Origin of the sequence: Streptomyces sp. (genome assembly GCF_019510245.1) — a bacterium.
Lineage (GTDB): Bacteria > Actinomycetota > Actinomycetes > Streptomycetales > Streptomycetaceae > Streptomyces.
Genome location: NZ_JAEKKT010000163.1, coordinates 13377 through 36601, shown reverse-complemented (window position 1 = coordinate 36601; position 23225 = coordinate 13377). Strand labels below are relative to the sequence as shown.

Below are 23225 nucleotides of genomic sequence, written 5' to 3'. Positions count from 1 at the left end.
GGCCATGACCCGTCCCCCCGCCGGCGCCGCCGCTCAGCGCCACTACGCCCGTCTCGCCGAGCACCTCACCGCCCTGCGCGACACCGCCCGGCTGACCCAGCGCGCCCTGGCCGACGCCGCCAACATCTCCCGCGGCGCCGTCCAGCGCGCCGAGTCCGGCGCCGCCCCGCCCACCGCGGCCGTCCTCGACGCCTACCTCCGCGCCTGCGGCGCCGGCCCGGCCGACCAGGACAAGGCCCACCGCCTGCACACCCTCGGCCGCACCACCCAGCGCGGCAAGCTCCGCGCGCTCCAGGCACCCGCCCCCCACCTCGTCCGCGACGCGCGCGACTTCAGCCTCGCCCTGGCCGCGGCGTACGAACGGGCAGGCGCCCCGCCCCTGCGCGACCTCGACCGGCCGGGCCGGCCACGGGTGCCGCTCGCCACCGCGTCGCGGATCGTCAACCGCAAGGCCCTGCCCGCCAGCCGCGAGCAGCTGATCACCTTCCTCACCGTCTGCGGCATCCGTCCGGGCGCACAGCACCCGTACCTCGACGCCTACCAGCACGTCACCGCCCAGCGCGGCACCCGCCCCGCACCCCCGTGCAGGCAGCTCACGCAGTTGATCCGCCGCACCCACCCGCTCCCCCTCGCCCACGGCGGACCGGACACCGGCGCCCACTACGACTTCGGCCGGCTCGCCGCAGGCATCAGGCCGGCCATCGAAGCCCTCGCCGCACACCGCGCCCGCTTCGACGTCGACCGGCTGGCCGCGGGCATCAGGCCGGTCGTGGAAGCCCTCGCCGCAGACCACTCCCGCTACGACGTCACCGCCCTGGCCGCGGGCGTCCAGGTGCTCGCGGACGCCTTCGCCGTCATGTTCCGGTCGGCCAGCCGGGAAGCACACCGCAACGGCACCACCACACCCGACTGGATCACCGCCACCCGCCTCCTCACCGGCGGCACCGGCGGCACCGGCCCCACCCGACCCGACACCGCCGTCCACACCACCCTCACCACCGACGACCACGGCATCGACCTCATCGCGCACACCCCCGACGGCGGCACGGTCCTCTACCAGATCAAGACCCACCAGCAACGGCCCGGTCCTCCCCCGGCGTTGACGGGCACCCGCGTCCCGCCACCGGTCCGCTCAGCAGCCGGCCTCAGCACCCACCGGGGCCGGCCGGTCCTCTCCGCGGCCGCCACCGCTTCCTGACCGCCGCAAGGCGAGCTGCAGCCGCACGCAGACGGGACAACGGATCCGCGTCCCCTGACCGGCCGGAACGGCCTGCGCGGCGGTCACGCGGGGCCAGGTGCCCGGGCCCTGCCTCAGGACGACGGGCCCGCCAGCAGACCGTTCAGCACCCCGGCCAAAGCGACCTCGTCACCCTCCACGTCACCCGGCCCGACGGCGCCGAGGCGGGCACCACCACGACGCTGTTCGAGCCCGAGTACCACCACATGGTCTCCCCTCCCCGCACCTGACCCGGCACCGCCGACCGCAGGCCGGCGAAAGAGGAGCACACGGGGTGGGGTGTTCACCCGGCGAGGTAGCGGCCGAGGAGGACGGCGCCGAGGAGGAGGGGCGAGAAGATGCCCAGGAGGTTGATGAAGTTCATCAGCGGGCCGTCGCCTCGTCGTTGGCGTGGTGGCATGGGTGTTCGGGTCCTTTCTCAGGCGCCGAGGCCGACGTAGGAGACGTAGGTGTAGGCGCCCCAGTCGGAGTCGAGCTCGGTGATGATGTCGTCCCAGATTTCCTCGAGTTTGCCTTCGTCGCCGGCTTCCATGGCGTCGACCGCGTCGTCCCAGATGTAGCGCACCGCGGGCAGGGTCCGCACGGCCTGCTCGCCTTCGAGGTTGGGGCGGCGGGCGTGCTCGTCGACCAGGGATTGGTCGATGGGGTGGATCTCGACCGCGGTGCCCTTTCCCTGGTTGTTGAGGTGCTGTTTGAAGGCGCCGAGGTTGTCCAGGATGCGCTGGGTGCGCAGGTTCCAGTACGCGGTGTCGACGAGCTCGAGGTTCGCGGCGCTGGGCTTCTGCTTGCCGGCGAACCAGTTCTTCAGGGCACGGGACTTGACGGTGATCCCGGCCTCCCGCATGGCCTCGACGCCGGCGTCGCTGTTGAGGTACTTCAGGCGCGCCTTCAGGCCGCGGGGGGAAGTGACGGGGGACTTGATGCCGCCCTCGATGATCTGACGTTCCAGGGCCTCTTCCAGGGCGCGGCCGAGCGCGACGCCGCCGCGGACGTTCTCGAGGGAGCGGTTCGCGCCGTAGGTCCCGAAGTTTTTCCAGCCGCTGTCGTCGTACGGCATCGGTTAATTCCCCCCGAGGGTGTAAAGGCGCTTCACCTTCATCTGGGTGGGCTTGCGGCCCTCTTCCCAGACTGTTTTCCAGTCGCCTCCGGCGACGTGAAGTTCATCGACGCCGGATGCCTGGACCAGGATAAGGCCCCCCTGATGGGCTTTCCATCCTTTCAGCCAGAGGCTTGCGAACGCCTGGGAGCGGATGGTGTGGACCCACTCGGGTCGGCGGAGTTCCCGGTTCTTTCCTGATTCGCCGATCGTGGAGGTGAACCGGGAGTACATGGCTTTGACGTATTCCTCGGTGGCCGAGTCCTCGTTTTCGATCGCGGTCTGACGGGCCTGCTGCAGGACGCGGCGGAATTTCTCCAGGAGTGCTTCGGACGCGCCGGAGGTCCACGATTCCAGGATCCGGGGCGCCTCGCACAGGTCGAGTTCGTGGCAGCGGATCAGGAGACGGACGGTGGCCTCGTCCAGGAGGTAGGGGCCGGGCTCCTTGCGGTTGCCGATCGGGTTGGGCAGGTGGTCGTGGGGCCATACGAAGTGGTCGACGCGGTGGATCCCGGCGCGGCGGCGGTCGTAGCCCCCGCCCGGGTCGTGCTTGAGTGCGCCGATGGGCAGGTGCGTCTTGAAGGCGGACAGGTAGGCCGCGTTGGTGTCCAGGCCGACCACGTCCAGCGGGTGGCGCTCCCCCTTCTTGATGGCCTCATACAGGGGGGCGTTGCGCCATTTATGGCGGCCTTCCCAAATTCCGTCAGCCTCACCCTGCCCGGGTTTCGAGAGGAAATCCAGAGCGGGCGGATAAACGGTGTGGACGTAATTGGCGCCGACCCGGGTGAGTTTGAACAGGGCCATGGAGTCCGGCACGGCCTTCTTCTTGAGGGTGCTGATCGCAGCGTCGACGTCGCCGTTCGTCTCGTCGAGGGCCTGCTCGACCGCGTCGCGGATCTTGTTCAGGAAGAAGGTGTAGTTCCGGCCGCCGGTGCCGGGAGTGTCCTCGGGCGGAGGCGTGTCGTCACTGAACGACGCCGACGGTGCCTCCACCACACGCCGAGCCAGGTCGGCCGCCCGGGCGCCCTCTGCGGCACCGGGCGCGGCACCGGAGGCCTCAGCAGCCGTCTCGGACTCTGCGAACTCGGCGGGCGCGGCGGCGGGGGCCGGGCCTGCCTCCGGCGTGCCAGTGGCAGGGACCGGCGGCGACGCCGGGGCCGGGGCGGTGGCCGGGGTGGGGGCGCTGGTGGGGGTGGGGGCGCTGGTGGGGGTGGGGGCGCTGGTGGGGGTATCGCGGTGAGTGGCAGTGAACGCGGCCAGCGCGGCGCCGAGCCGCTCCCCCTCCGGTGTGGCCGGCACCGGCGGGCGGCGGGCGGCGAGGCCGTCCAGGGCCTGGCGCAGCCCGGGCAGTTCACCCTCCCGGGCGGGCGCGGCGGAGGCCTCGCGCAGCGCGGCGAGCGCGCCGGCCAGGCGGGCGGACAGGCCGTGGCGGGCACCGGAAGTGAACGGCAGTGCAGCGTCGAGGAGTTCAGCCTCCACGGCCGCGAACCCCTCCCCCACGGCCGCCGAGACGGTCGGCGCGGGACCGGGCTGCAGGGCGACACCCGGAGCGGCCTCGGCGGCCGGGCCAGCGGTGGCCTTCTCGCCCTTGCCGCTGCCGAACGCGTGCGCGGCCTTCGGGTCCCGCGGGCGGGCCGGCGCGTCGGTGAAGCGTGCGCACGCTACATCGGCGCGCAGCGCCACGGTCGTCAGCTCGCCGAAGTCGCGTTCGGCCACCGTCACCTGGGCGTCGTTGCCGGTGCGGGTCAGGGTCAGGGTGACGTGCGCGGCGTCCAGCGCGGCCAGGGCGTCGGGGTCGGCGGTGTCGAGCACGGCCACCACCGGCACGTTCCGGGTGCGGGCCAGGTGCGCCAGCACCCGGGCCGCCTCCGGCAGCGCGGGGCCGGACAGCGGGATGAACGGATCGGCCGCGTGCTGAAAGCGGTCGACGACGACCAGGGCCAGGCCCTCGACGTAGGGGGTGGTCTCGGCGATCGCCTCGGCGCTCAGGCCGGTGCCGTCGTCGACGTGCAGGTCGGCAGCGGCCAGCCGGGCCTGGACCGCGGCTGCGGCCTGCTGCTCGTCCGCGGTCAGGGAACCCGTGCGCAGCCGCCGGTAGTCGAGCCCGGCCTCGCTGGCGATCACCCGCAGCGCCACAGCCGTCCGCGACGGGCCCGACGCCGCGTACAGCACGGGGAGTTGGCGAGTGAGGGCGGTGTGCCGGGCAGCATGCACGGCCAGAAGCGAGCCGCCGGCGTGCGGCTCGGCCGCCACCACCGTCAGCACCCCCGACGGCAGGCTCCCCAGCGCGGCATCCAGGGCGTGCAGACCGAACCCGAACCGCGGCACAGCCGGCGGCGCGACGGCCTCGGTCAGGGCCAGCCCGGCGACCTCCCCCAGACCGTGCAGCCGGTGCAGCCCACCACCCGCGGACGGGACCAGTGGGGGGACCTCGACCGTACGCGCCGAGACCGCCGTACGGCCCGCGTCCCGGCCGCCGACGGCTTCCTCAGCGGCAGTGTGGCCGGCCGGCTCAGCCCCGGCGTCCCGGCCGGCCACAGCGGCGTCGGGCCCGACGGAGTCCGGGCCGGCACCCTGCAGATCCGCGGTGCGGTCGGCGACGGCCGGCGGCGCAATTACAGGCGCAGCACCAGAACTCGCCGAGGCCGCGACCGCGGCCTCGGCAACACCTTCGCCAGCGGGCGGGACGGCGAGGTCGGCAGCCGCGGACACATCGGCTGACGCGGCGTCCGCGACGTCGACGGCAGGTTCGGCGGAGGTCTCGGGCGCAGCGAAGACCTGGCGGGCAGCGGGCAGGCCCTTTCCAGCGGCCTCATGGGCCTGGGGCGCTGCGGACGCGCCGGACGGGAGATGCGCGGCGTCCGCCCACGCTGCGGCCGGTGCGAGCGGTGCGGGCGCGCCGCCGACTGGAACGGCAACCAGTGCATCGCCGGGCAGGACCAGGGCAGCGTCCACCAGGACCGCAAGCGGTGTCGTACGGTCCAGCAGCACCTGCGGCACACCCGGCACACCCGGTCGGCCGGCCGCGTCGATCACCCGGTCTCCCAGCTTCGGACGCGCTGCCGTCCGCGCCCACGACGGCCACCCCACCAGCCTCGCCCGCGAGGCGGCATCCAGCCGGCCCACCGGAATCAGCGCCGCACGGTAGGTACGGTGCGTTTTCCCGTCACGCTTGACCACCACCGTCATCCGGCCCTCGTCCCGGGCCGCGTCCACCAGCTCATACAGCCGGTTCCGCGCCTCGGTCACCCCCAACACCTCCGGCTCCTCGACCGGCATCGGCGCAGCGGCGGACGGATCGGCGGCACCGCCGGCCCCTTGCGCCGCGGGCTCGGCTGCGGACGGATCGGGGGCAGCGGAGTGGGCAGACATCAGGATCTCCAGACACGAGAAGCGGGACGGCCTGAGCACGGCCCCGGGCCCACCGGCAAACCACCGGGCGCTGAACACGACCACGCCCCCGCTTTCACGAACCAGCAGCGGGCGGGGGTGGACTCGGTCAAGACGGGCAGGGCGCAGCCACAGACACAACACACCTCCAGCGCACCCGAGTTGCCCCGGGCCACCAGCAGCAAGCCCCACCCTACCCAACACGTAACGGAACCCGCCACACGACCCGGGCGTCGACACGTAACAATAAAAGGGGAGAAGATGCTGGCGACGTGATGGGTGCAGGTGAGAATACGTAACGCAAGGTCGAGGGGGCGCGGGGCGGGCCAGGCCGACGCCGACGTCCGGCAGACGACTCGGGCGAACGGCAGGCTGCAGCGAGCCGCCGATTGCCTTGTGGGTCATGCCGGAACACCGGCGCCGAGTCTGGCAGCGGCCTGACCCGGGGAGCATCTCGGCCATCACCATTACCTTCTTCAGGGTCCCGCATGGGGCTCCAAGAACAGGAAACGGCACAGGGGAGAGCTGTGGCAGCAGGGGCGTTGCGGACCGTGCCGCTGGCCGGGGAACTGACCGCGTCGCTGATCAGCCGGGTTGCAGCCCGCTACGGTCTGGCGGCCGGGAATGTGCTGCGGCTGTGGACGTGCCGTAACTTTCCTGCGCGGCACGACGGCGGCGGCGTGCGGGCCGATGCGGAGGTCGTGCTCAACGATGCGGGGCGGCGTGTGCTCGCCGAGCTGTGCAGGGTGGAGCCAGCGGTGCTGGCGCGCGCTTTGCCGGCACTCACCGTGGACGACCCCAAGATCAGCACCGGCAGAGAGGCCGCCGTGGCGCAGGCGCGGTGGCGGGCGGCGGGCTCGGTGGTGGGGCCGGCCGCGTTCGGCTGCCGTCTGTGCACCGCGCGGCGCACCGGGCAGGCGGTACGTGCGGTGCGGTACGTGCCGCACTGGCGGCGGGTCTGCCTCAGGCACGGACGCTGGCTGTTGGACGCGGACGCCGACCAGCCCCTGCAGCACCTCGATCTGCGCGGCGTTGCGGAGGTGGTGGCCGCGCAGCGGCGATGGCCGGGCGTGGCGCGGCGTGCGGTGCGGGCCGGAGTAGAACCGGAGCAGGTGTTCGCCGTGGCGCATGCGGTGGTGGCCCGCTGGTGGGAGGAGGCCCTGTTCTGGGAGCAGGAGGAGATCTGGCCGCGCCGTCTGCACCAGCTGGCGGGCGGCAGCGTGGGGTCAGAGCTGGAGTGGTGGCGGATCGTGGGCAGGGACGCGGCTGTCTTCCCCGAGGTCGTGACCGTCGCCGGGGCGCTGCTGGAGCCGGCGACGGCCGAACTGGCCTGGCGCGCAAGCGGCGGGACGCAGCCTCGGGCGCGGGACGCCGATGACCCGTTCTGCTCCTGGCTGGGCGAACAGGTGGCCCGGACATGGCTGGGGCCCTTGGCAGCGGCCGATTACGGCAGCCCGCTGAGCAACTGGACGGGGGCCGTCGTGCGCGCACGACGCGGCGGGCCCGAAGGATGGCGAGATGACCCGTGGCGGCTGAAGCGTGAGCTGCAGCCCGCATCCATGGCCGGCCAGCTGCGCGTGCGGGCGGCGGAGAGGCAGGCGGGCGGCTCGGGCACCCGGTGGCGCGCCACCGTGCCCGCGGAACACCGCCTCCGCATCACCCAGTTGCTCGACGAGAGCCGGGAGCAGCTGGCTCAGCTGCGCGGCGTGCAAAGCGGCACCACCGCCGAGGTGGCCCGCACGCTGCTGGAGCACCTCAGCCACAGTGCCGAGCTGATAGACCGGGCCGTGCTGCATACCGCCGCCGCGGCCGTCGCTGCCGGGGTGGCGCTTCAGGACGTGGCCCAGTGGTCCCGCCTGCCCGCCGAGGAGCTGGCAGAGATTCTTGCCGCGGGCCAGGTCGACGGCTGACGCCCGGGGGCTGGTGCCGTGAGGCAAGCACACCAGCTACGCCACACCACAGTGCTGGGGACGGCGAGCGAGGTGTTGAGGGAGTCCATGGGCGAAGGTACCGCTGGCCCGGTGGCGGGGGTGAACGCTGTTGCTGTGTCGAGGTGTTCAGCTCAAGCACCAGGTCGGGTATCTCCTACGCGAAGCGCCTGCGGTGGGCGATGTCATCGAAGGAGAGTTCGGCGGAGGCCATCAGGTCCTGGAGCCGGGTGAGCTTGCCGCCGAGGAAGCCTTCCCGGAGCAGGGGAAGGTGGTCGCCGTGCTTGTCGATCTGAGTCCTGAGCCAGGTAGCGGGGGCGGGCTCGTACGTGTCGAGGTAGCAGTTCTGGCGGATGTGGGGCATGTCGAAGCCCTGGTCGGCGTCGTTCTGGACGAGCAGGCGCAGGTACTCGAAGCGCTCCCACGCCTCGCTGTAGGCGGTTGTGCTGAGGGCGAGGTGCCGGGTGAAGAGGGGGCGCAGCAGGTCGTGGAGGTATTCGGAGGACTCACGGCCAGGGGGGTTGAGGGTCGCGTAGGGGCTGAGGGCGGCCACGGCGTGGGGCTTGCCGCCCCATCGGTGCTCTACCTGCGGCTCGGTGAGGACCTGGACGAGGGTGTCCCAGCGTTCGGCGGCCAGCGCGGCGATACCTGCCGTGTAGATCATCATGACGGCGGGACCCTGTGCGAGGCGGGTCAGGGCGGGGAGGCCGCCGGGGGGCTGAGGTGCGGCGAGGGGTTCGATGTCGCGGAGCCACCAGCGGTCGGTGGTATTGCTGCCCCAGTAGGCGGTGACGGCGACCAGGGCGAGCAGCAGTTCCGTCTCGGACTCCAGAGTGGCGATCCGGCGGTTGTGTTCGGCCTCGATGTCAGCGCCCTTGGCAAGGTTCCACGGCCCCGTGGTGCGCAGGGGGAGGACGGCGACGCGGTCGAGCTCGCGGCGAAGGGTGTCGTGCAGGGTGATGGCCTGGCTGAAGCCGTTCAGGTCGCGCTTGGTCCTTGCCACCGCGATGTCGATGCTCACGGGGTGGCGACGGGCGAGGTCGGCGACTGCGTCAGCGGCGTCGGCAATCTCGGTGAAGAAGGTGTCGGCGTCGGCCGGGACGTAGGTGAGGCCGCGGTGGGTGAGGAGCTTGTGGGCGCTCTCGGGCAGCGGCCGGGGGTCGGCCCAGTAGGAGGCGAAGAAGCGGGTGCTGCTGCGGACGATGGCCTTGCGCAGGGCCGGGTCCCATTCGGCTGACCAGCCGGAGATGATCAGGCCGTACTCGGTGAACACACGGTCGAGTAGCTGATCGATCTCCTCGTCGTACTGGTCGAGTTCGTCGGGGGTGTTGCGCATGCTCTCGTGGTCGAGGTAGTCGCCGTGGATGTGAATGACAAGGGCCTTGATGGTGTGCAGGGGAGCGAGGCCGCGGGCGTCGTTGGCGTCGGCGACGACGGTGGGCTCGATGCCCACCTCGCGCAGGGCGGTCTCCATGAGCCGGTCGAAGTTGGTCGTCAGCACGATCGGCACGCGGCCGGCTGCGGCCAGCCGGGCGATGGCACGGTGCGCGGCGGTGGGCTGCTTGAGGCCGTCCTCACGCTCCTGGTCGTTAGGCTCGAAGTAGGCACGCAGCAGGGCCTGCCGTTCGTGCTGGGTTGTGCTGAGCGCGGTCAGGAGGCCGTCGTACGTGGCTGGGTGTCCGAAGCGCTCCTGGTACCAGGCGTGCAGGTCGACGATCCCGGTGGTGCCCTCGGCGGCCGCCAGGCGCGCGATGAGGTCCTCCTGGACGTTCCACGCGGACGGCATGCCCGCGGAGATCGAGGCGCCGGCCCCGAGCAGGACCGCGTACGCGCGGGGGGTGTCGCGCATGGTGAACGCGAGCTGGACGTGCGGTTCCACAACGGGCCTCCGGGTACGACGGCATGACGGGGCGTTGGTCGCACGGGGCGGCCTCTCCTCACCCCACCTTACTGTCAGATTGACGAAAACTGGAGTGGATGGTTGTTCCAGTCCGGCCGGGGCCCGGTGGGCAGGTTGCCGGGCCTGGCCCGTACCGTCGCCGCATGCGAGGCGTTCATGGGGTCAACACGCTGTCCTTCTCCGCCCTCTACATCGAGGCGTGGTTCCGGTCCCGGGGAGAGGGCCCTGATGTCCGTCTGGGGTCGGGGACCGGGTTCCTGGTGGGGGTGCCGGACGATTTCTGGCTTGTCACGGCGGGGCATGTGGTGAGCGGGCGCAACGCGGAGACCGGCGAGTTGGAGGACGACAGGGGGTTCTGGCCTGACTACCTACGCGTGCGCTTCGCCCGGCAGGGAGAGGGAGGAGAGTTCGAGCCCGTCGACCAGGAGGCCGCGCTGTACGCGGACGGTGACGAGGCCCAGGTACCTGTGTGGCGAAGTCCCGCGCAGCAGCGGGCCGATGTGGCTGCGGTGCCCATCGGCAGTGTCCCGGAAGGCGCGGTGGATGCCTTCCTGCTCACGGGGTGGCCCACGGTGCGGGACCTGTATCCGCAGGACCGGCGGGCAGGTGCTGGCGCCGAGGCTGATACCGAGCTTCCCCTTCGGGTCATGGACCGCCTGTACGTTCTGGGGTTCCCCTTCGGGGACACGGGCAGCTGGCCCTTCGCCGTCTGGACGGCCGCGCCGGTGGCCAGTGAACCGTTGGCGCGGTGGAATGGGCTTCCCGGCTTCCTGCTGGACTCCCGGACCCGCAGCGGCCAGTCGGGGTCGCCGGTCCTGATGCACATCCGTCCGGGCGAGATGGTGCTCGCCGGTGGCGAGGTGCATGTGCACGAGGAGTGGGTCACGGCCCTGGTGGGCGTCTACAGCGGACGGCTCAACGAGAATTCGGACCTGGGCATGGTGTGGACGACCGAGGTCCTGGACGAGATCCTCCCGGAGTTCGCTCCCAAGCGGCCGCCTGAGGGATGAAGGGCCCGGTCAGGCGCTGCGGGGCCGGCGCCTGGTCTTGTACGCGGGAGCTGACACCGCTTGTTGCCCAGAGCGAAGAGCGCCCCGCGTGGCGCGCACAGTGCTCGCGGGGCGGGCGGGAAGGTGCAGAGACCCGCACTGACACGGGCGGCACCAGGTGGCACCGTGGGCGCGCACGCTCATGGCGAGGGGCCGGGAGCCGAGAAGAACGTGTCCTGGTTACCGCCCGGTTCGCCTGCGCGGCGCGACCGGTATGACGTTGTCTGGAGTACGTGATCATCGACAGCAGCCAGGACGGCGCGCCGGCCGGCTTACCCGCCGTCGCCGGCAGCGTCTACCGGGTACCGGAACCGGGCACGGTGGAGGCGGAGTTCACCGGGGTGGACGGCACGCTCGTGCAGCGCCGCTGGGTGGAGGCCGCCGTAGCGGTGCGGTTCGAGCAGCTGGCTCCGGTGGCGGCGTTCCCGGTGGTGCCGGGGCGGCGGTGGGGGCCGGGCTGGTGGTGGTCGGCCACGACCGGGCGGCATGTGATGCACGGATCGCAGGCGATGTGCACGCAGTTGATGTTCCTGGACCGCGATCCGCGCGTGGTGGGCCTGTCGGCGCGGCCGGTGCGGCTGATCTGGCGCGATCCGGACAGCGGGCGGGTGCTGACGTGGGTGCCGCAGCTGTTCGCCCGCTACGCCGACGGCCGCGCGCTGCTTGCCAACTGCCCCGCCGCGACGGCTCCCGCCGCCGGCCGGGCCGAGCGCGGCGCCGCGGCGCTTGAAGCGGCGTGTGAGGCGGTGGGCTTCACCTACCGGCGCCTGGCGCCGCCCGAGAAAGTGGTGGCGGCGAACGTGCGGTGGCTGGCCGGCTACCGGCACCCCCGCCACCGCGACGCGGGCGGCCTTGAGCAGGCGGTGCTCGAGGCCTTCGCCGCGCCGCGGTCGCTGATGGCCGGGGCTGCGGCGGCGGGCGAGGTCCTCACCGCGCTGCCGGTGCTCTACCACGCGCTGTGGCACGGTCGGCTGGCCGCGGACCTGACACGGCCGCTGGGCGAGCACACCCTCGTGACGCCCGGCCCTACCGCAGGCGACGGGAAGCGGCGGGAGCAGCAGGAGAGTTGAGCAAGCACGTGGTGACCGCCCCTGGTGGGCGGTGTGTTGAGGTGGGCGCTCAGGTCACGTTCGAGGGCCGCGCCTGGCAGGTGACCGGCCTGGTCGACGGGCGGGTGCACCTGGCCGCCGAGGACGGGGCCACCGGGTGTGTGGTGGCCGCCCATCTGGTGTCCGCGCCCGGCTTCTCGGTGACGGGTCCCGCGGCTGCGGATCCGCCGGCCCCGGCGCTGTGGGAGATGGTGCCGCTGGCCGCGCAGGAGCGGGCCCTGGCCTGGCTGCGGCACATCCGCGAGGTCGAGACCGGGCGGCCCGGCGGCCCGGCAGGCGGCGGCGCGCCCCGGCCCGAATACGACCCGCAGCGCTTCACCCTCGCCGAGCGGGAAGAGGCCAAGGCGCGTGAACTGGCCGCGCTGGGCTGGGCCAGGGCCAGCCGGACCACGGTGCAGCGGATGCGGCTGGTCTACCAGCGGCAGGGGCTGTGGGGGCTGGTCGACAAGCGCCACCTGCGCGCCTTCTCCCCCACCGGGCGTACCGACGAGCGGGTGGTGGCCGCCGTACTGGAGGCCCTGCGCCGGCGCCGCGGCCGGTCGAAGACCACCACCCTGCAGGTCATCGAGCTGGCCGAGCAGATCGTGGTGGAGACCCACGGGCCGACCCGGGTGAAGCTGCCCGGCCGCTCGTCGCTGTACCGGCTGGTGAAGGTGCTGGCGGATCCGGCCGAGCCACCGGGCAGTGCGGCGCGCACCGCCACCGGCCCGGCCCGCTCGGGCGGCCCGCCGCCTGCGCTGCGGCCTGCCGAGCGGGTCCACGTCGCCACCGTCCGCCTGGGTCTGCGGGCGGTGGGCGAGGACGGGGGTGTGGTGCCGGTGGCGGTGACGGCGGCACTGGACGCGGCGAGCGGCTGCGTGCTGGCCGCCGTGCTGCACCCGCCCCAGGACGGGCCGGTTTCGTTGTCGGTGCTGCTGGCTGAGATGGCCGTGCCCAGGCCGCAGCGCCCGGGCTGGCCGGCCCTGCTGGAGCAGGCCCATGCGGGCGGGCCTGTCCGGCGGCTGGTGTCACTGCCCGCACGGATCGAGGCCACCGCGGCGCGTCCTGCGGCCGTGCCCGAGACGCTCGTCGTCGCCCCGTCCACGGCCGCCGTCGCCCCCGGTGTCCTGGCCGTGTGTGAGGGCCTGGGCATCAGCCTGGAGCCGGCCCCGTCCCGGACGGCGGGCGCCCGTCGCGGCGCCGCGTACACGCTGGAGGTCCTCGCCGGCCTGTTCGCGCGGCACGCCACCGCGGCGGAAGAAGCATGCGCAGCGGGAGAGACCGCCGGGGCGTACTGGAGCATGCCGCAGCTGCAGGACCTGCTGGACGAATGGATCACCGTCAGGTGGCACCAGCGGCCCCAGGAGCAGCTGCGCCATCCGCTGCTGCCCCGGGCGGGGCTTGCCCCCCAGGAGATGTGGGAGGTGCTGCTGGGCGTGGCCGGGACGGTGCCGCTGCCGCTGGCCGGGCAGCACTACGGCGAACTGCTGCCAGCAGCCCGGTGCGCCCTGACCGATTCCGGGATCCGGCTGGGCGGGCGCCGCTACGACGATGCGTGTCTGGACGAACACCGCGGCCGCGGCCGACGGTGGGAGGTCCACCACCACCCCCACGACCCGCGGCAGGTCTTCGTCCGGCTGCCCGACGGCCTGCTCCACGCGATCGGGTGGGCCGACGGCGAGCACACCCTGCGCCCGTTCGACGAGACGGTCCGGCGCCGCACCGGCAGCGTCCTTACGCGCCGCGGCGCGGGCGCACCGCCGGGCAGCGAGACGACCGACGGCTCCGGCGAGACAGGGCGCAGTGCAGACGTCGCGGCCGTGGAAGGGATCGCCGACGGCATGATGGTGCACGACGCTGATGGCGGCGGTGCCGGCGACCGCATTGCCCGGGATACCGGCGGGTTTGGGGTGTACGACCCGCAGGCGGAGGCCGAACTGTGGTGAGCGCACACGGCGGCCGCCCGGTTGCCGCAGCCCGGCACCGGCAGGTCAAGCTCGGGGCGTACGTGACGTTCGAGGGCCGCGCCTGGCAGGTGGCCGCCGTGGCCGGGGCGTCGGTGCGTCTCGTCGACGAGCACGGGCAGACCGCCTCCGTGCTTGCCTCCTTCCTGTTCGCCGACCCCTCCTTCGCCGTAATGGACTCGCCCGCCGCCGCGGTGCCGCCGTGGGGGCTGCTGGAGTCGGTGCCCGAGCGGGAGCGCGAGCGGGCCCTGGCCTGGCAGCGGCACATCCGCGAGGTCGAGACCGGGCTGCCCGGCGGGCCGGCAAGCGGCGGCGTGCCGCGGCCCGAATACGACCCGGCCCGGCGGTCGATGGCCGAGCGGGAACAGGCCAAGGCCGACGAACTCGCCCGGCTGGGCTGGCCCCAGGTCAGCCGGGCCACCGTGCGCCGCATGCGCGCCCGCTACCACGCGAGCGGCCTGCTCGGGCTGATCCCCCGCCGCAAGCCGTCGCGTGCGACAGGGCGGGCCGATGAGCGGGTGGTGGCCGCCGTGCTGGAGGCACTGCGCCGCCAGCGCGGCCGCTCGAAGGGCACGCTGAAGGGGCTGCGGGAGCTGACCGGGCAGATCCTGGCCGACACGCACGGGCCGGGCGCGGTCGAGCTGCCTGCGCCGTCGACGTTCAACCGGCTGGTGCGCGTGCTCGCCGATCCTCTGGAGCATCCCGGACGGCCGGCCCGCACCGCCACCACCACGCCGGTGCGGCCGTACACGCCGACGGTGGCGCTGCGGCCGGGCGAGCTGGTGCAGGTCGACACCACCCGGCTGGACGTGATGGCCGTCGGCGAGGACGGGAAGCCGGTGCGCCCGGAGCTGACGATCGCTCTCGACGTGGCGACCCGCTCGGTGGTGGCGGCCGTGCTGCGCGAGGAGGGCACCAAGGCCGTGGACGCCGCCCTGCTGCTGGCGGAGATGGCCGTGCCCCATCCCGCACGGCCCGGCTGGCCCGACCACCTGCGCCTGTCCCACGCCGCCGTCCCCTACGACCGGCTCCTCGCCCTGGACAACCGACTGGAACAGGCGGCAGCGCGGCCGGTGGTGGTGCCGGAGACGATCGTCATCGACCGCGGGGCCATCTTCGTCTCCGCAGCTTTCCTGGCCGCCTGCGAGACCCTCGGGGTGAGCGTGCAGCCCGCGCCACCGCGTTCCCCTGCTGCCAAGGGCGCCGTCGAGCGGACCTTCGGCAGTATCAACACGCTCGTCGCCCAGCACATCGCCGGCTACACCGGCTCCCACATCTTGGAGCGCGGCGAGACGGTTCAGGACGAAGCGCGGTTCACGGTGGCCCAGTTGCAGGAGCTGCTGGAGGAGTGGGTCACCGCCGTCTGGCAGCACCGCCCCCACGAGGGCCTGCGCCATCCGTTCCTGCCGAAGAAGGCCCTGGCCCCGAACGAGATGTGGGGCGCGCTGCTGGGCGCGTCCGGGTACGTGCCGCTTCCGCTGGCCGGCGCCGACTACCTGGAACTGCTGCCCGTACGCTTCCACCCCATAACCGGCCGCGGCATCCGCATCAACTACCGCACCTACGACCACGCCTGCCTCAATGAACACCGCGGCCGGCCCTCCCCCACCGGGCCCGGAGGCGGGTGGGAGGTCCACCTCAACCCGCACGACATACGCCAGATCTACATCCGCCTGCCCGACGGACACCTGCACGAGATCCCGTGGATCCACCGCGACCACGTCCACGCCCCCATGGGCGAGACCGCATGGCGCCACATCCGCGCCGCTGTGAACCGGCGCGTCGACCGCGAGCGCCACGAGGCCGACCTGGCCGAGGCCGCCGACCAGGTCCTGCGCCGCAGCCGCCCCCGGACCGGGAGCCCGGCAGCGACTGCCGCCCCGTCCCGGCCGGCGGACTCCCCGCCGGGGACACCGCCAGCTCAGTACCCCGCCCGGGGCCCCGGGGACAGCCTCGACGCCGCCGAAGCCAGCGCCCATGACGATGACGACAGCCAAGCCGGTGATGAAGAGTCCCCGCCGCCGGCCCGATTCGCGCTGTACGACGCCTTCGAGGAGGCCGAACACTGGTGACCAGCCCCGACACCACGCCCCCCGCCGAGGAGACGTCCGCAGGGACAGTCACCACCTTCGACGCCTTCGCCCGGTTCGCCACCACCGCACCGCCCACACCGCCGCAGCCGGGCCAGGCACCCCGCTCATCGGAGGAACGGCTGGCCTACCACTCCCAGTTCGTCACCGTGCGTACCCCGGCCATCGAAACCCTCTCACGCAGTGTGCGCACCCTGATGATCCTCGGCCGCCACCAGCAAGTGACCGCACGCCCGTCCCTGATCGTCACCGGCCCAGCCACGACCGGCAAGACGACCGCGCTGCTCGAAGTGGGCCGCACCTGCCACCTGGCCCACACCCGCCGCGCCGCGCCCGGCGACGACAGCGTGCCCGTCGCCTACGTGCTGGTGCCGCCCGGCGCCACCGCCAAGACCCTGGCCGGGGAGTTCGCCCGCTACCTCGGCATCCCCGTCACCACCCGCATGACCACCGCGCAGATCACCACCGCCGTCTGCCACACCTACACCGCGGCCGGGGTCAAGCTCGTGCTGATCGACGAGATCCACCGGCTCAATCCCCGCACGTCCACCGGCGCGGAGGCCGCCGACTGGCTCAAGGACCTCACCGAACGCGTGCGGGCCACGTTCGTCTACGCGGGCATCGACGTCACCGACAGCGCCGTGTTCACCGGGGTGCGCGGCGCGCAGCTGGCCGGGCGCGCCTCCCTGATCGACTGCGGGGCACTGCCCGCCCGGGCCGGCAAGCGGGAGCCGTTCCGGGAGCTGATCGCCTCCCTCGAGCAGGCTCTCGACCTGCACGCCCACCGCGCGGGCAGCCTGCCGAAGCTGGCCCCCTACCTGCACGAACGGACCGCCGGACGCATCGGCAGCCTCTCCCGCCTGATCCGCCAGGCCGCCATCGAAGCCATCCTCGACAGCAGCGAACGCATCACCAAAGGGCTGCTGGACGGCATCGCGCTCGACCACCTCGCCGAAGAGCACTACCGGCCCCGCTCGCCCCGCCGCCGTACCCGGCCCAACGGCCGGTGACCTCCCGGGCCGCGGCCAGACCTTCACCTGCGGTGCGGGCCGCCACCATGTGGCCGTCCGCGCCCGGCGCGCTGCGCGTACGGCCGCTGCCCGGCGAGGCCACCGCCTCCTACCTCACCCGCCTCGCCGCCGCCTACCGCCTCACCCCGGCCCAGCTCCTCGACGGTCTCTGCATCACCGTCACCGGCACCGAGCACGCCCTGCCCGCCGCCGAGATCCGCCTCAGCGCCGAGGCCGCCCGCCGCCTGTCCGGCTTCGCACGCATCCCCATCACGCACGTCACCCGTGCCCTGCCCCATCTGCGCCCGCCCGCGCCCTCGTTGGCCAACACCGACGCGCACGGCACGGCCACCGCCCACTGGCATGTGGTCGAGCCAGCCCTGCAGCCGCTGCTGGCGTGCACCGCCTGCACCATCGGCCGCAGCCCGCACACGGCAGCCCCCGCGTGGATCCACCCGCCGCCACACCTGCCCCGGATCATGATCTGCACCCGCCACCAACAGGCCTCAAGCGACCCCCGGCATCCCGCGCCCCTCGACATCCGAGCCGTCCCCGAACTCACCCAAGCCCACCTTCGCGCGCGGCGCCCGGCGACACCGGTCTCCCTGAGCTGGGCATCGACGATCACGACACGCTGGTACGACCACCATCAGCACGTACACGAACGCTGGCACACACGCCTGCACCGGCTTACCGCCGCCAACCCCCGCATGTCACCAGGCCCGGCCTCTCCCGCCCTGACCTGCCGCGAACTGATCACCTACCCCGAGACCCTCACCCTCGCCGCGGCTCTTGACCGCCTGCCCCCGCACCCCCTGACACGCACACAGCAGAGCGCCTTCCTCCACCAACTCGCCGGCCGCCTCCAACTGCCTCGCCTCGCACCCGCCGACCACGACCTGCTCTGGAAACGCCTCGCCACCCGCTGAGCCAACCCACACCACCGCCCGGCCCGCACAAGATTTGTTGCGGATGGTGATGCGGGTACTCCCGTCACAGCTCCTCTACCACCAGTAGAGGAACGCGGTACAGTTCGGGATATGGCAGCAGACGAGACGAGCATCAAGGTGAGCGCGGCCGCACGGGACCGGCTGGCGCGGTTGGCGGCCGAGCACGGCACGACCATCCGCAGCCTGGTCGAGGAGCTGGCACAGAGCACGCCCACGCAGGCCGAATACGCCGAGCGCGCCGAGCTGGCCCGCGCCGAGCTCGCCTCCGCCCTCGGCAGCGCGCCGAGCCCGGAGGCGGAGGCAAAGGCCCGGGCTCTGCTGGAGCGCCTGGGCGCCGCCTCGCCCGGTCCGCGGGCGATCGCGTAGTGGCGGCGATCGCGGTTGTCCTGGATCACACCACCGCCGTTGCTCTATATGACCCGAAGGACCCCCTCAATGAGGCGGTCGCCGCGTTCTATGTCCAGGCATCCGGCGGGCTCGGCGATCTGTACGCGCCGGTGCTGTCGCTGACGGCCGGCGACACCGAGCGGCCTGGGCTGCTCAGCTACATCAAGGGACTGCGGTTCATCCGGATCGAAGCGTTCGATACCGACGCCGCAGTCACCGCCACCGAACTGCTGCGCTTCGGGCACTCCTGGGCCGCCGTCCACGCCATCCACGCCGCCCGGCCGTCGGCCGCCCATCCGAGCGGCCGGTTTCTGCTCACCTTGACGCCGAAGGCGTACGCGGGCACCGGCGTCCAGGCTGTTCACCCCGGCCCATAACCGCCCGCGCCTGGAGCTCCGTCAAACCCGCCCGCACCGTCGCTGGCCCGGCCCACAGGGCCCAGCGCTCCTTCGCCGGGAACAGCACCGCCCCACCCAGTCCGCACCCAGGCGAGAACCCGCTCCTCGTCGGGACCCGTCTTCGCACCAACCCGGGCCAGCACCGTGTGGCCGTCCGCGCCCGGCCCGCTGCCCGGTGAGACCACCATCTCGCCTGACTCGCCAGCGCCGCTACCGCGCGAGTTCCTGTAGGCCGCTGGCCAGATCAGCTTGCACCAGGTCGTCGCGTTCGGCTGACGTCAGCCAGTGTGCGGAGGACCCGGCAGGGGTCCGCTCCACCCACAGGACCTCGTCGACCGCTTCGGCGACGGCATGCAGATGGCTGATCACCATGACGAGGCGGTTGCCTCCGGCCTGGGCGCGCAGCACGTCGAGGGCCGAGTCGAGTGTGGTGGTGTCGAGGGCTGCGAAGCCCTCGTCGAGGAACAGCGAGCCGAGGCTCGACCCGTTGCGGGAGTGCAGTTCGGCGAGCGCCAGGGCCAGGGCGAGCGACGCCAGGAACTTCTCACCGCCGGACAGCCGATTCGGGTGGTGGTTGACTCCGGAGCTGCGGCTGACGATGTCGAAGGTGTCGGCGAAGCCGAATCGTCCCTCGGTCATGTGCTGGAGCAGGTCGCTGGCCACGCCGAGCAGTGCGTGAGTGCGCAGGGTGGTGAGATGGCCCAGGAACTTGGCGTCGACCAGTTCGGTGCGCAGCACCTCCAGGGCCTCGCAGCGGGCTTTGCCGGCGGCGATGGCGAAGTCCAGGTCGGCGGCCGGTTTGATCGTGTCCAGCGCCTTCTGCTGTTTCCGGCGCTGCTCTTCGATCTCTCTGTTGGCGTGTGCAGCCGCGGTGACGAGGGGATGCAGTGCCGATGGAGCTGTCAGGTCGGCTGCGGAGGCGAAGTCCTCGACGTCGCGGAGCGCGGCGGCCTGCTCGCCAAGGCTAGTCGCCGCGGTGTTCGCGCGTTCGGTGGCGGTGGTAGCGCGTTCGGTGAGTTGGTCGTCCAGCATCAGGGTGACCGCGGACAGTTCCACGACGAATTGCCGGACTTCGGCGATTCCCGGCTCGGTGGGGGCCTGGGGCATCCGGTGGTTGCTGGCGTCGTCGAGGTGGGCAACCGCCTGGGTTGCGGCATGGGCCCAGGCGTCCAGGTTGCCTCGCAGTTCGTTCAGCGGGCGTTCCAGGCCGGTGCGGGCCTCCTGGTCGAGGGCGCGCTGCTGGGCGAGTACAGAGGTCTTCTCCGCTCGGGCCGCTTCTCTCCGGTCGAGCAGTTCTTGGGTTTCGGCCTGCCGGGTGGCGACCGCAGCGGCGGCAGCGGATGTCTCGTCGGCGGTGACGTCGATGGCCTCGTCCGGCAGTATCGCCCGGATGCGGGTGGGAAGCGCGTGGAGGTCGGCGGTGGTCCTGGCCGCGGCGCGGGCGTGCCTCTTGGAGGCTGTCACCGCGTCGTCGACGGCGCGGCGGTGTGCTTCCTTGCGCCTTTCCAGCGCCTTGTGTTCTGCCTCGAGGCGGGCGGTGAGGCGATGCTCTTCGGTTTTCAGGTGCTCGGCGTGGTCCTCGGCTGTCTGTTCGCACGCGGCGATGGCGTCGGTGATGGGTGCGGTGTTCTGCTCGGGGCGCTCCTGCGGTTGTGCGGCACCGTCGGTGGTCGGGGTCGCCAGGGCCGTGGTGGCCGCGGTCAGTGTCGCCGAAGCTGGTTCCGCCTCGAAGCCTCGGCCGGTTCCGGCGGCCAGGGACTCAAGGTCTTCGAACGCGCTCACTGCTTCCGCGATGGCCTTGCGTGCCTTTTGCTGTGTGTCCCGGTGGTCTTTCTCGCGGGTGAGGACCGTCTTCTCGGCCTCGGTCACGGTGGCGCGGGCTTCGGCGAGCCGTTCCACGGCCTCCTCTCGTACGGCCTTCGCCTCGTCGAGCTGTGTTTTCGCCGTAGTCAGCTCGACGGTATCGGTGGTGGAGGCGGGTGCGAAGTCGGCCGGGAGCTGGCGGTGGCATACGAGGCAGTCGTCGCCCGGCTGCAGTTCGGCGGCGACCGCGGCGGCCCTGTTGCGCAGTCGGTGTGCTTCCAGATGTTTCTCGGCGGCGGCGAGGGCTTTGTCGGCGGCGGCTGTTGCCGTTTCCAGCGGGCCGAGGTCGTCCCGAGCGGACCGGTGTTCGCTCACCGCGGTGGCCTCGGCGCTCGCGGTGTCGGCGACGCGGCGGGCCGTCGAGAGGGCTGTGGTCAGCGCGGTGCGGGCGGTGGAGGCGCGGATGCGGATCTCTCTGCTCGCCTGCGAAGCGGCGCGGGCTGCCTCTGCGAGCGGTTTCGTGTGTGCGACGCGCTCGGCCAGGTCCGTTTCGGTCGTGGTAATGTCCTCGCGTTCGCCTGCGAGTTGTCCGGTGAGTTCGGCGATCCGGTCGCGCTCGCTGCGGTGTTCCGTGGCGTGCTCCGCGAGGGTCTGGAGGATCACTGCGGCTTTGGTGAGGTCGCTTGGGCCTTCTCCTTCCGCCTCTGCTGCGGTGATCGCGTCGGTCAGTTCGCTTTCCTGGGCTCGGGCTTGGGCGTCGCGGTCATCCAGAGCGTCGCGTCGTGCGGCGATGTCGGCGGCAACGGCTTCGAGTGCGTCGAGGGCGGTGTCTGCGCCGGTCACCGTGCGCGCCGACAGGGTCGTTCTGGCGGCGGCCGTCTTTTCGGCGGCGGTCCGGGCTTCGGAGATTTCTTTCTGCAGCCCGGTGATGCGGTCGACGGCGGTGCTGAGGCGTTCGGCGCGGGCTTCGGCCGCGTCGGCGGCGGCGCCGGCTTCCTCGGCGGCCCGCTCGGGGTCGGCCGGCATGGATTCGCGTTTGGCCCGAGCGTCGACCAGCAGGTCCTTGAGCGCCTCGCGACGGCGGGCGGCCATCTGCTGGACCGACTCCAGGGACTCGGCACCGAAGAGTTCTCTCAGCCGCGCGCTCCGTTCCTTGGGGGCGGCGACAAGGAGACGGTCGAACTTGCCTTGCGGGAGCAGCCCGACACGCAGGAACGTGTCGTAGCCCATCTGCAGGATCGCCTTGATGCGGGGGTCGACGTCGTTGGCGCCGTCGATCTCCTCTCCGGTGTCGAGGTTCTTCAGATGGTGCCGGGCTGCGTTCGGGTTGGTGGCGTGCATGGTGCGATGGATGTGCCAGCGTTGTCCGTTGTGCAGGAAGGTGAGTTCGACGCTCATGGCCTGCGCGCCGTCGGCGATGAGTTGCCGGGGTTCCTTGGCGTCCCAGGAGCTTTTGCGGAACAGGGCGAAGACGATGGCGTCGAGCATGCTGCTCTTGCCGGCGCCGGTGTTGCCGAGGGCGGCGACCAGGTTCTTGCCGGTGAAGTCGACGGTGACCGGGGTGGGGTAGCTGCGGAGTCCGATGATGGACAGTGTCAGGGGTTTCATCGCGTTGTCTTCGCTCCGGGAGTGTCGATGCCGGGCAGCAGGCCTGAGCGGTCGATGGTGTCGAGGGGTTGGCCGGCGATGGCCGCGGTCAGCAGATTCTCCTCGCAGCACGGGGCGGGATCGTCGGGGTCAGGTTCGGCCTGCAGATGGGCGAGGGCGGCCATGGCACGGTCCAGAGCCAGGCCGGTGGTGCCGCGGCCGGGCAGGTAGTCGCGCAACAGGTCTTCGACATCGGGGAGTTCTCCGGTGGAGGCCTCCCGGTCCAGTACACGGTCGGCTGCCCCGGTGCGGCGTTCGTCGATGTCGACGAGCGTCGCCTGCGGCATCATCTTGGCGAGGGTGTCCGGCAGGAAGGGGTTGGAGACCTCCACGCTCACCACCGCCTTCACCCAGGCGTCTCCAACACGGCTGGCGCGTTGCGTGATCTCTTCCAAGGTGCCTTCCAGCCGGATCAGACGGCGGCCGGCGGTCAGCGGCACGAAGTCGATGCGGGGCTCGATGCCCGGGCCGACCTCGGCCAGCACCACGCCCTTGGTGTCGCCCCTCTCGCCGAAGTCCATCTGCAGCGGGCTGCCCGCGTAATGGGCCGGGAAGCCGGCACGGCCGACAGACTGCTGCTTGTGGATGTGGCCGAGGGCGCCGTAGGCGACCTCGGGCAGGTCAGCGGCGGCGGCTGCGTACTCGGCGGCGAGGGAGATCTTCCGCTCCGAGTGGGAAGGGGTGGCCCCCTCGACGAACAGGTGGGCGGCGAAGATCAGGACGTCCCGTGCGCCGCGGCCCGCGGCCAGGCGGCGGTACACGTCGGCCTGGACGATGCGTATCCGCTCGGTGTAGGCCGCGGTTGTCATGCCGGGGTCGGCGAAGTCGTAGGTGAACCGGTTGGGGTGCAGGTACGGCAGCGCGCCGATGCGCAGTGTCAGCTCCCCGCCTCTGGTGGGGTATTCGGCCACGAGCAGCCCGTCGGGGCGGGCGTCGGTGGCGAAGCGGACCCTGGCCTCGTCCCCTTCGCGGGTTCCCATGTCGCTCAGCATGAACTTCAGGAACGCCAGGACGTAGGTGGTGTCGTGGTTGCCGGCGACGACGACCACGGGCGCGATCTCGCCGAGGCGGCGCAGTACCTGCGCCGCACGGCGCAGGTCGTCCAGGCCCGGTCGGGAGCTGTCGAACAGGTCGCCGCTGTGCACGATCAGGTCGGGGGCGAAATCGGCGGCGATGTCGATGATCTCGTCCAGGACGGCGTCGACTTCGGTATCACGCCGGTAGCGGCCGATCTGGCGGCCCAGGTGCCAGTCGGAGGTGTGGAACACGCGTCCCGTCACGGGGTGCC

Annotated in this window: 16 protein-coding genes; 10 read left to right on the top strand and 6 right to left on the bottom strand. The window is 72.4% G+C overall.

Going from position 1 to position 23225, the window contains the following annotated elements; genetic code table 11:
- Positions 1–4 precede the first annotated feature (4 nt).
- Positions 5–1198, top strand: coding sequence for a helix-turn-helix transcriptional regulator (locus JF597_RS31295; RefSeq protein WP_294003050.1), 1194 nt, complete (start codon positions 5–7; stop codon positions 1196–1198).
- Between the two features lie 113 nt (positions 1199–1311).
- On the opposite strand, the gene JF597_RS31290 is transcribed toward JF597_RS31295, so the two are convergent.
- The 3 genes from JF597_RS31290 to JF597_RS31280 form a co-directional block, all read right to left on the bottom strand.
- On the bottom strand, positions 1312–1443 hold the full coding sequence (locus JF597_RS31290) for a hypothetical protein (protein WP_294003048.1): 132 nt from the start codon (positions 1441–1443) through the stop codon (positions 1312–1314).
- 212 nt (positions 1444–1655) lie between these two features.
- Positions 1656–2294 (bottom strand): hypothetical protein, encoded by a 639-nt coding sequence (locus JF597_RS31285; protein ID WP_294003046.1) that lies wholly within the window; start codon positions 2292–2294, stop codon positions 1656–1658.
- A gap of 3 nt (positions 2295–2297) precedes the next feature.
- Positions 2298–5705 (bottom strand): DnaB-like helicase C-terminal domain-containing protein, encoded by a 3408-nt coding sequence (locus tag JF597_RS31280; protein WP_294003044.1) that lies wholly within the window; start codon positions 5703–5705, stop codon positions 2298–2300.
- 569 nt (positions 5706–6274) lie between these two features.
- On the opposite strand from JF597_RS31280, the gene JF597_RS31275 reads away from it, so the two are divergent.
- The gene (locus tag JF597_RS31275; RefSeq protein WP_294003067.1) at positions 6275–7633 is read left to right on the top strand and encodes a DNA-binding protein; all 1359 of its coding nucleotides are present in this window, start codon (positions 6275–6277) and stop codon (positions 7631–7633) included.
- Positions 7634–7808: 175 nt separating this feature from the next.
- On the opposite strand, the gene JF597_RS31270 is transcribed toward JF597_RS31275, so the two are convergent.
- Positions 7809–9530 carry an SIR2 family protein gene (locus JF597_RS31270; protein ID WP_294003042.1) on the bottom strand — a complete coding sequence of 574 codons (1722 nt, stop codon included), beginning with the start codon at positions 9528–9530 and terminating at the stop codon, positions 7809–7811.
- 164 nt (positions 9531–9694) lie between these two features.
- On the opposite strand from JF597_RS31270, the gene JF597_RS31265 reads away from it, so the two are divergent.
- The 8 genes from JF597_RS31265 (at position 9695) to JF597_RS31230 (ending at position 18466) form a co-directional block, all read left to right on the top strand.
- The gene (locus JF597_RS31265; protein WP_294003040.1) at positions 9695–10561 is read left to right on the top strand and encodes a trypsin-like peptidase domain-containing protein; all 867 of its coding nucleotides are present in this window, start codon (positions 9695–9697) and stop codon (positions 10559–10561) included.
- Between the two features lie 272 nt (positions 10562–10833).
- Positions 10834–11670: a TnsA-like heteromeric transposase endonuclease subunit gene (locus tag JF597_RS31260; RefSeq protein ID WP_294003038.1), complete on the top strand. Its 837-nt coding sequence runs from the start codon at positions 10834–10836 to the stop codon at positions 11668–11670.
- Positions 11671–11711: 41 nt separating this feature from the next.
- A complete protein-coding gene (locus JF597_RS31255; RefSeq protein ID WP_294003036.1) occupies positions 11712–13634 on the top strand; it encodes a Mu transposase C-terminal domain-containing protein in 1923 nt (640 codons plus the stop codon).
- A complete protein-coding gene (locus JF597_RS31250; protein ID WP_294003034.1) occupies positions 13628–15724 on the top strand; it encodes a DDE-type integrase/transposase/recombinase in 2097 nt (698 codons plus the stop codon). The genes JF597_RS31255 and JF597_RS31250 overlap by 7 nt, the downstream gene beginning before the upstream one ends.
- On the top strand, positions 15721–16752 hold the full coding sequence (locus tag JF597_RS31245; protein ID WP_294003032.1) for a TniB family NTP-binding protein: 1032 nt from the start codon (positions 15721–15723) through the stop codon (positions 16750–16752). Before JF597_RS31250 ends, JF597_RS31245 begins: the two co-directional genes overlap by 4 nt.
- Before the next feature lie 32 nt (positions 16753–16784).
- On the top strand, positions 16785–17681 hold the full coding sequence (locus JF597_RS31240) for a TniQ family protein (RefSeq protein WP_294003030.1): 897 nt from the start codon (positions 16785–16787) through the stop codon (positions 17679–17681).
- 111 nt (positions 17682–17792) lie between these two features.
- Positions 17793–18068, top strand: coding sequence for a hypothetical protein (locus JF597_RS31235; RefSeq protein WP_044471827.1), 276 nt, complete (start codon positions 17793–17795; stop codon positions 18066–18068).
- Positions 18068–18466 (top strand): hypothetical protein, encoded by a 399-nt coding sequence (locus JF597_RS31230; protein WP_006375026.1) that lies wholly within the window; start codon positions 18068–18070, stop codon positions 18464–18466. The genes JF597_RS31235 and JF597_RS31230 overlap by 1 nt, the downstream gene beginning before the upstream one ends.
- Positions 18467–18697: 231 nt before the next feature.
- Here the strand turns inward: JF597_RS31230 and JF597_RS31225 are convergent, their stop codons facing one another.
- Entirely contained in the window at positions 18698–21898 is a 3201-nt protein-coding gene (locus tag JF597_RS31225) for an SMC family ATPase (protein ID WP_294003022.1), read from the bottom strand.
- A complete protein-coding gene (locus tag JF597_RS31220) occupies positions 21895–23217 on the bottom strand; it encodes an exonuclease SbcCD subunit D (protein WP_294003020.1) in 1323 nt (440 codons plus the stop codon). Before JF597_RS31220 ends, JF597_RS31225 begins: the two co-directional genes overlap by 4 nt.
- Positions 23218–23225 lie beyond the last annotated feature (8 nt).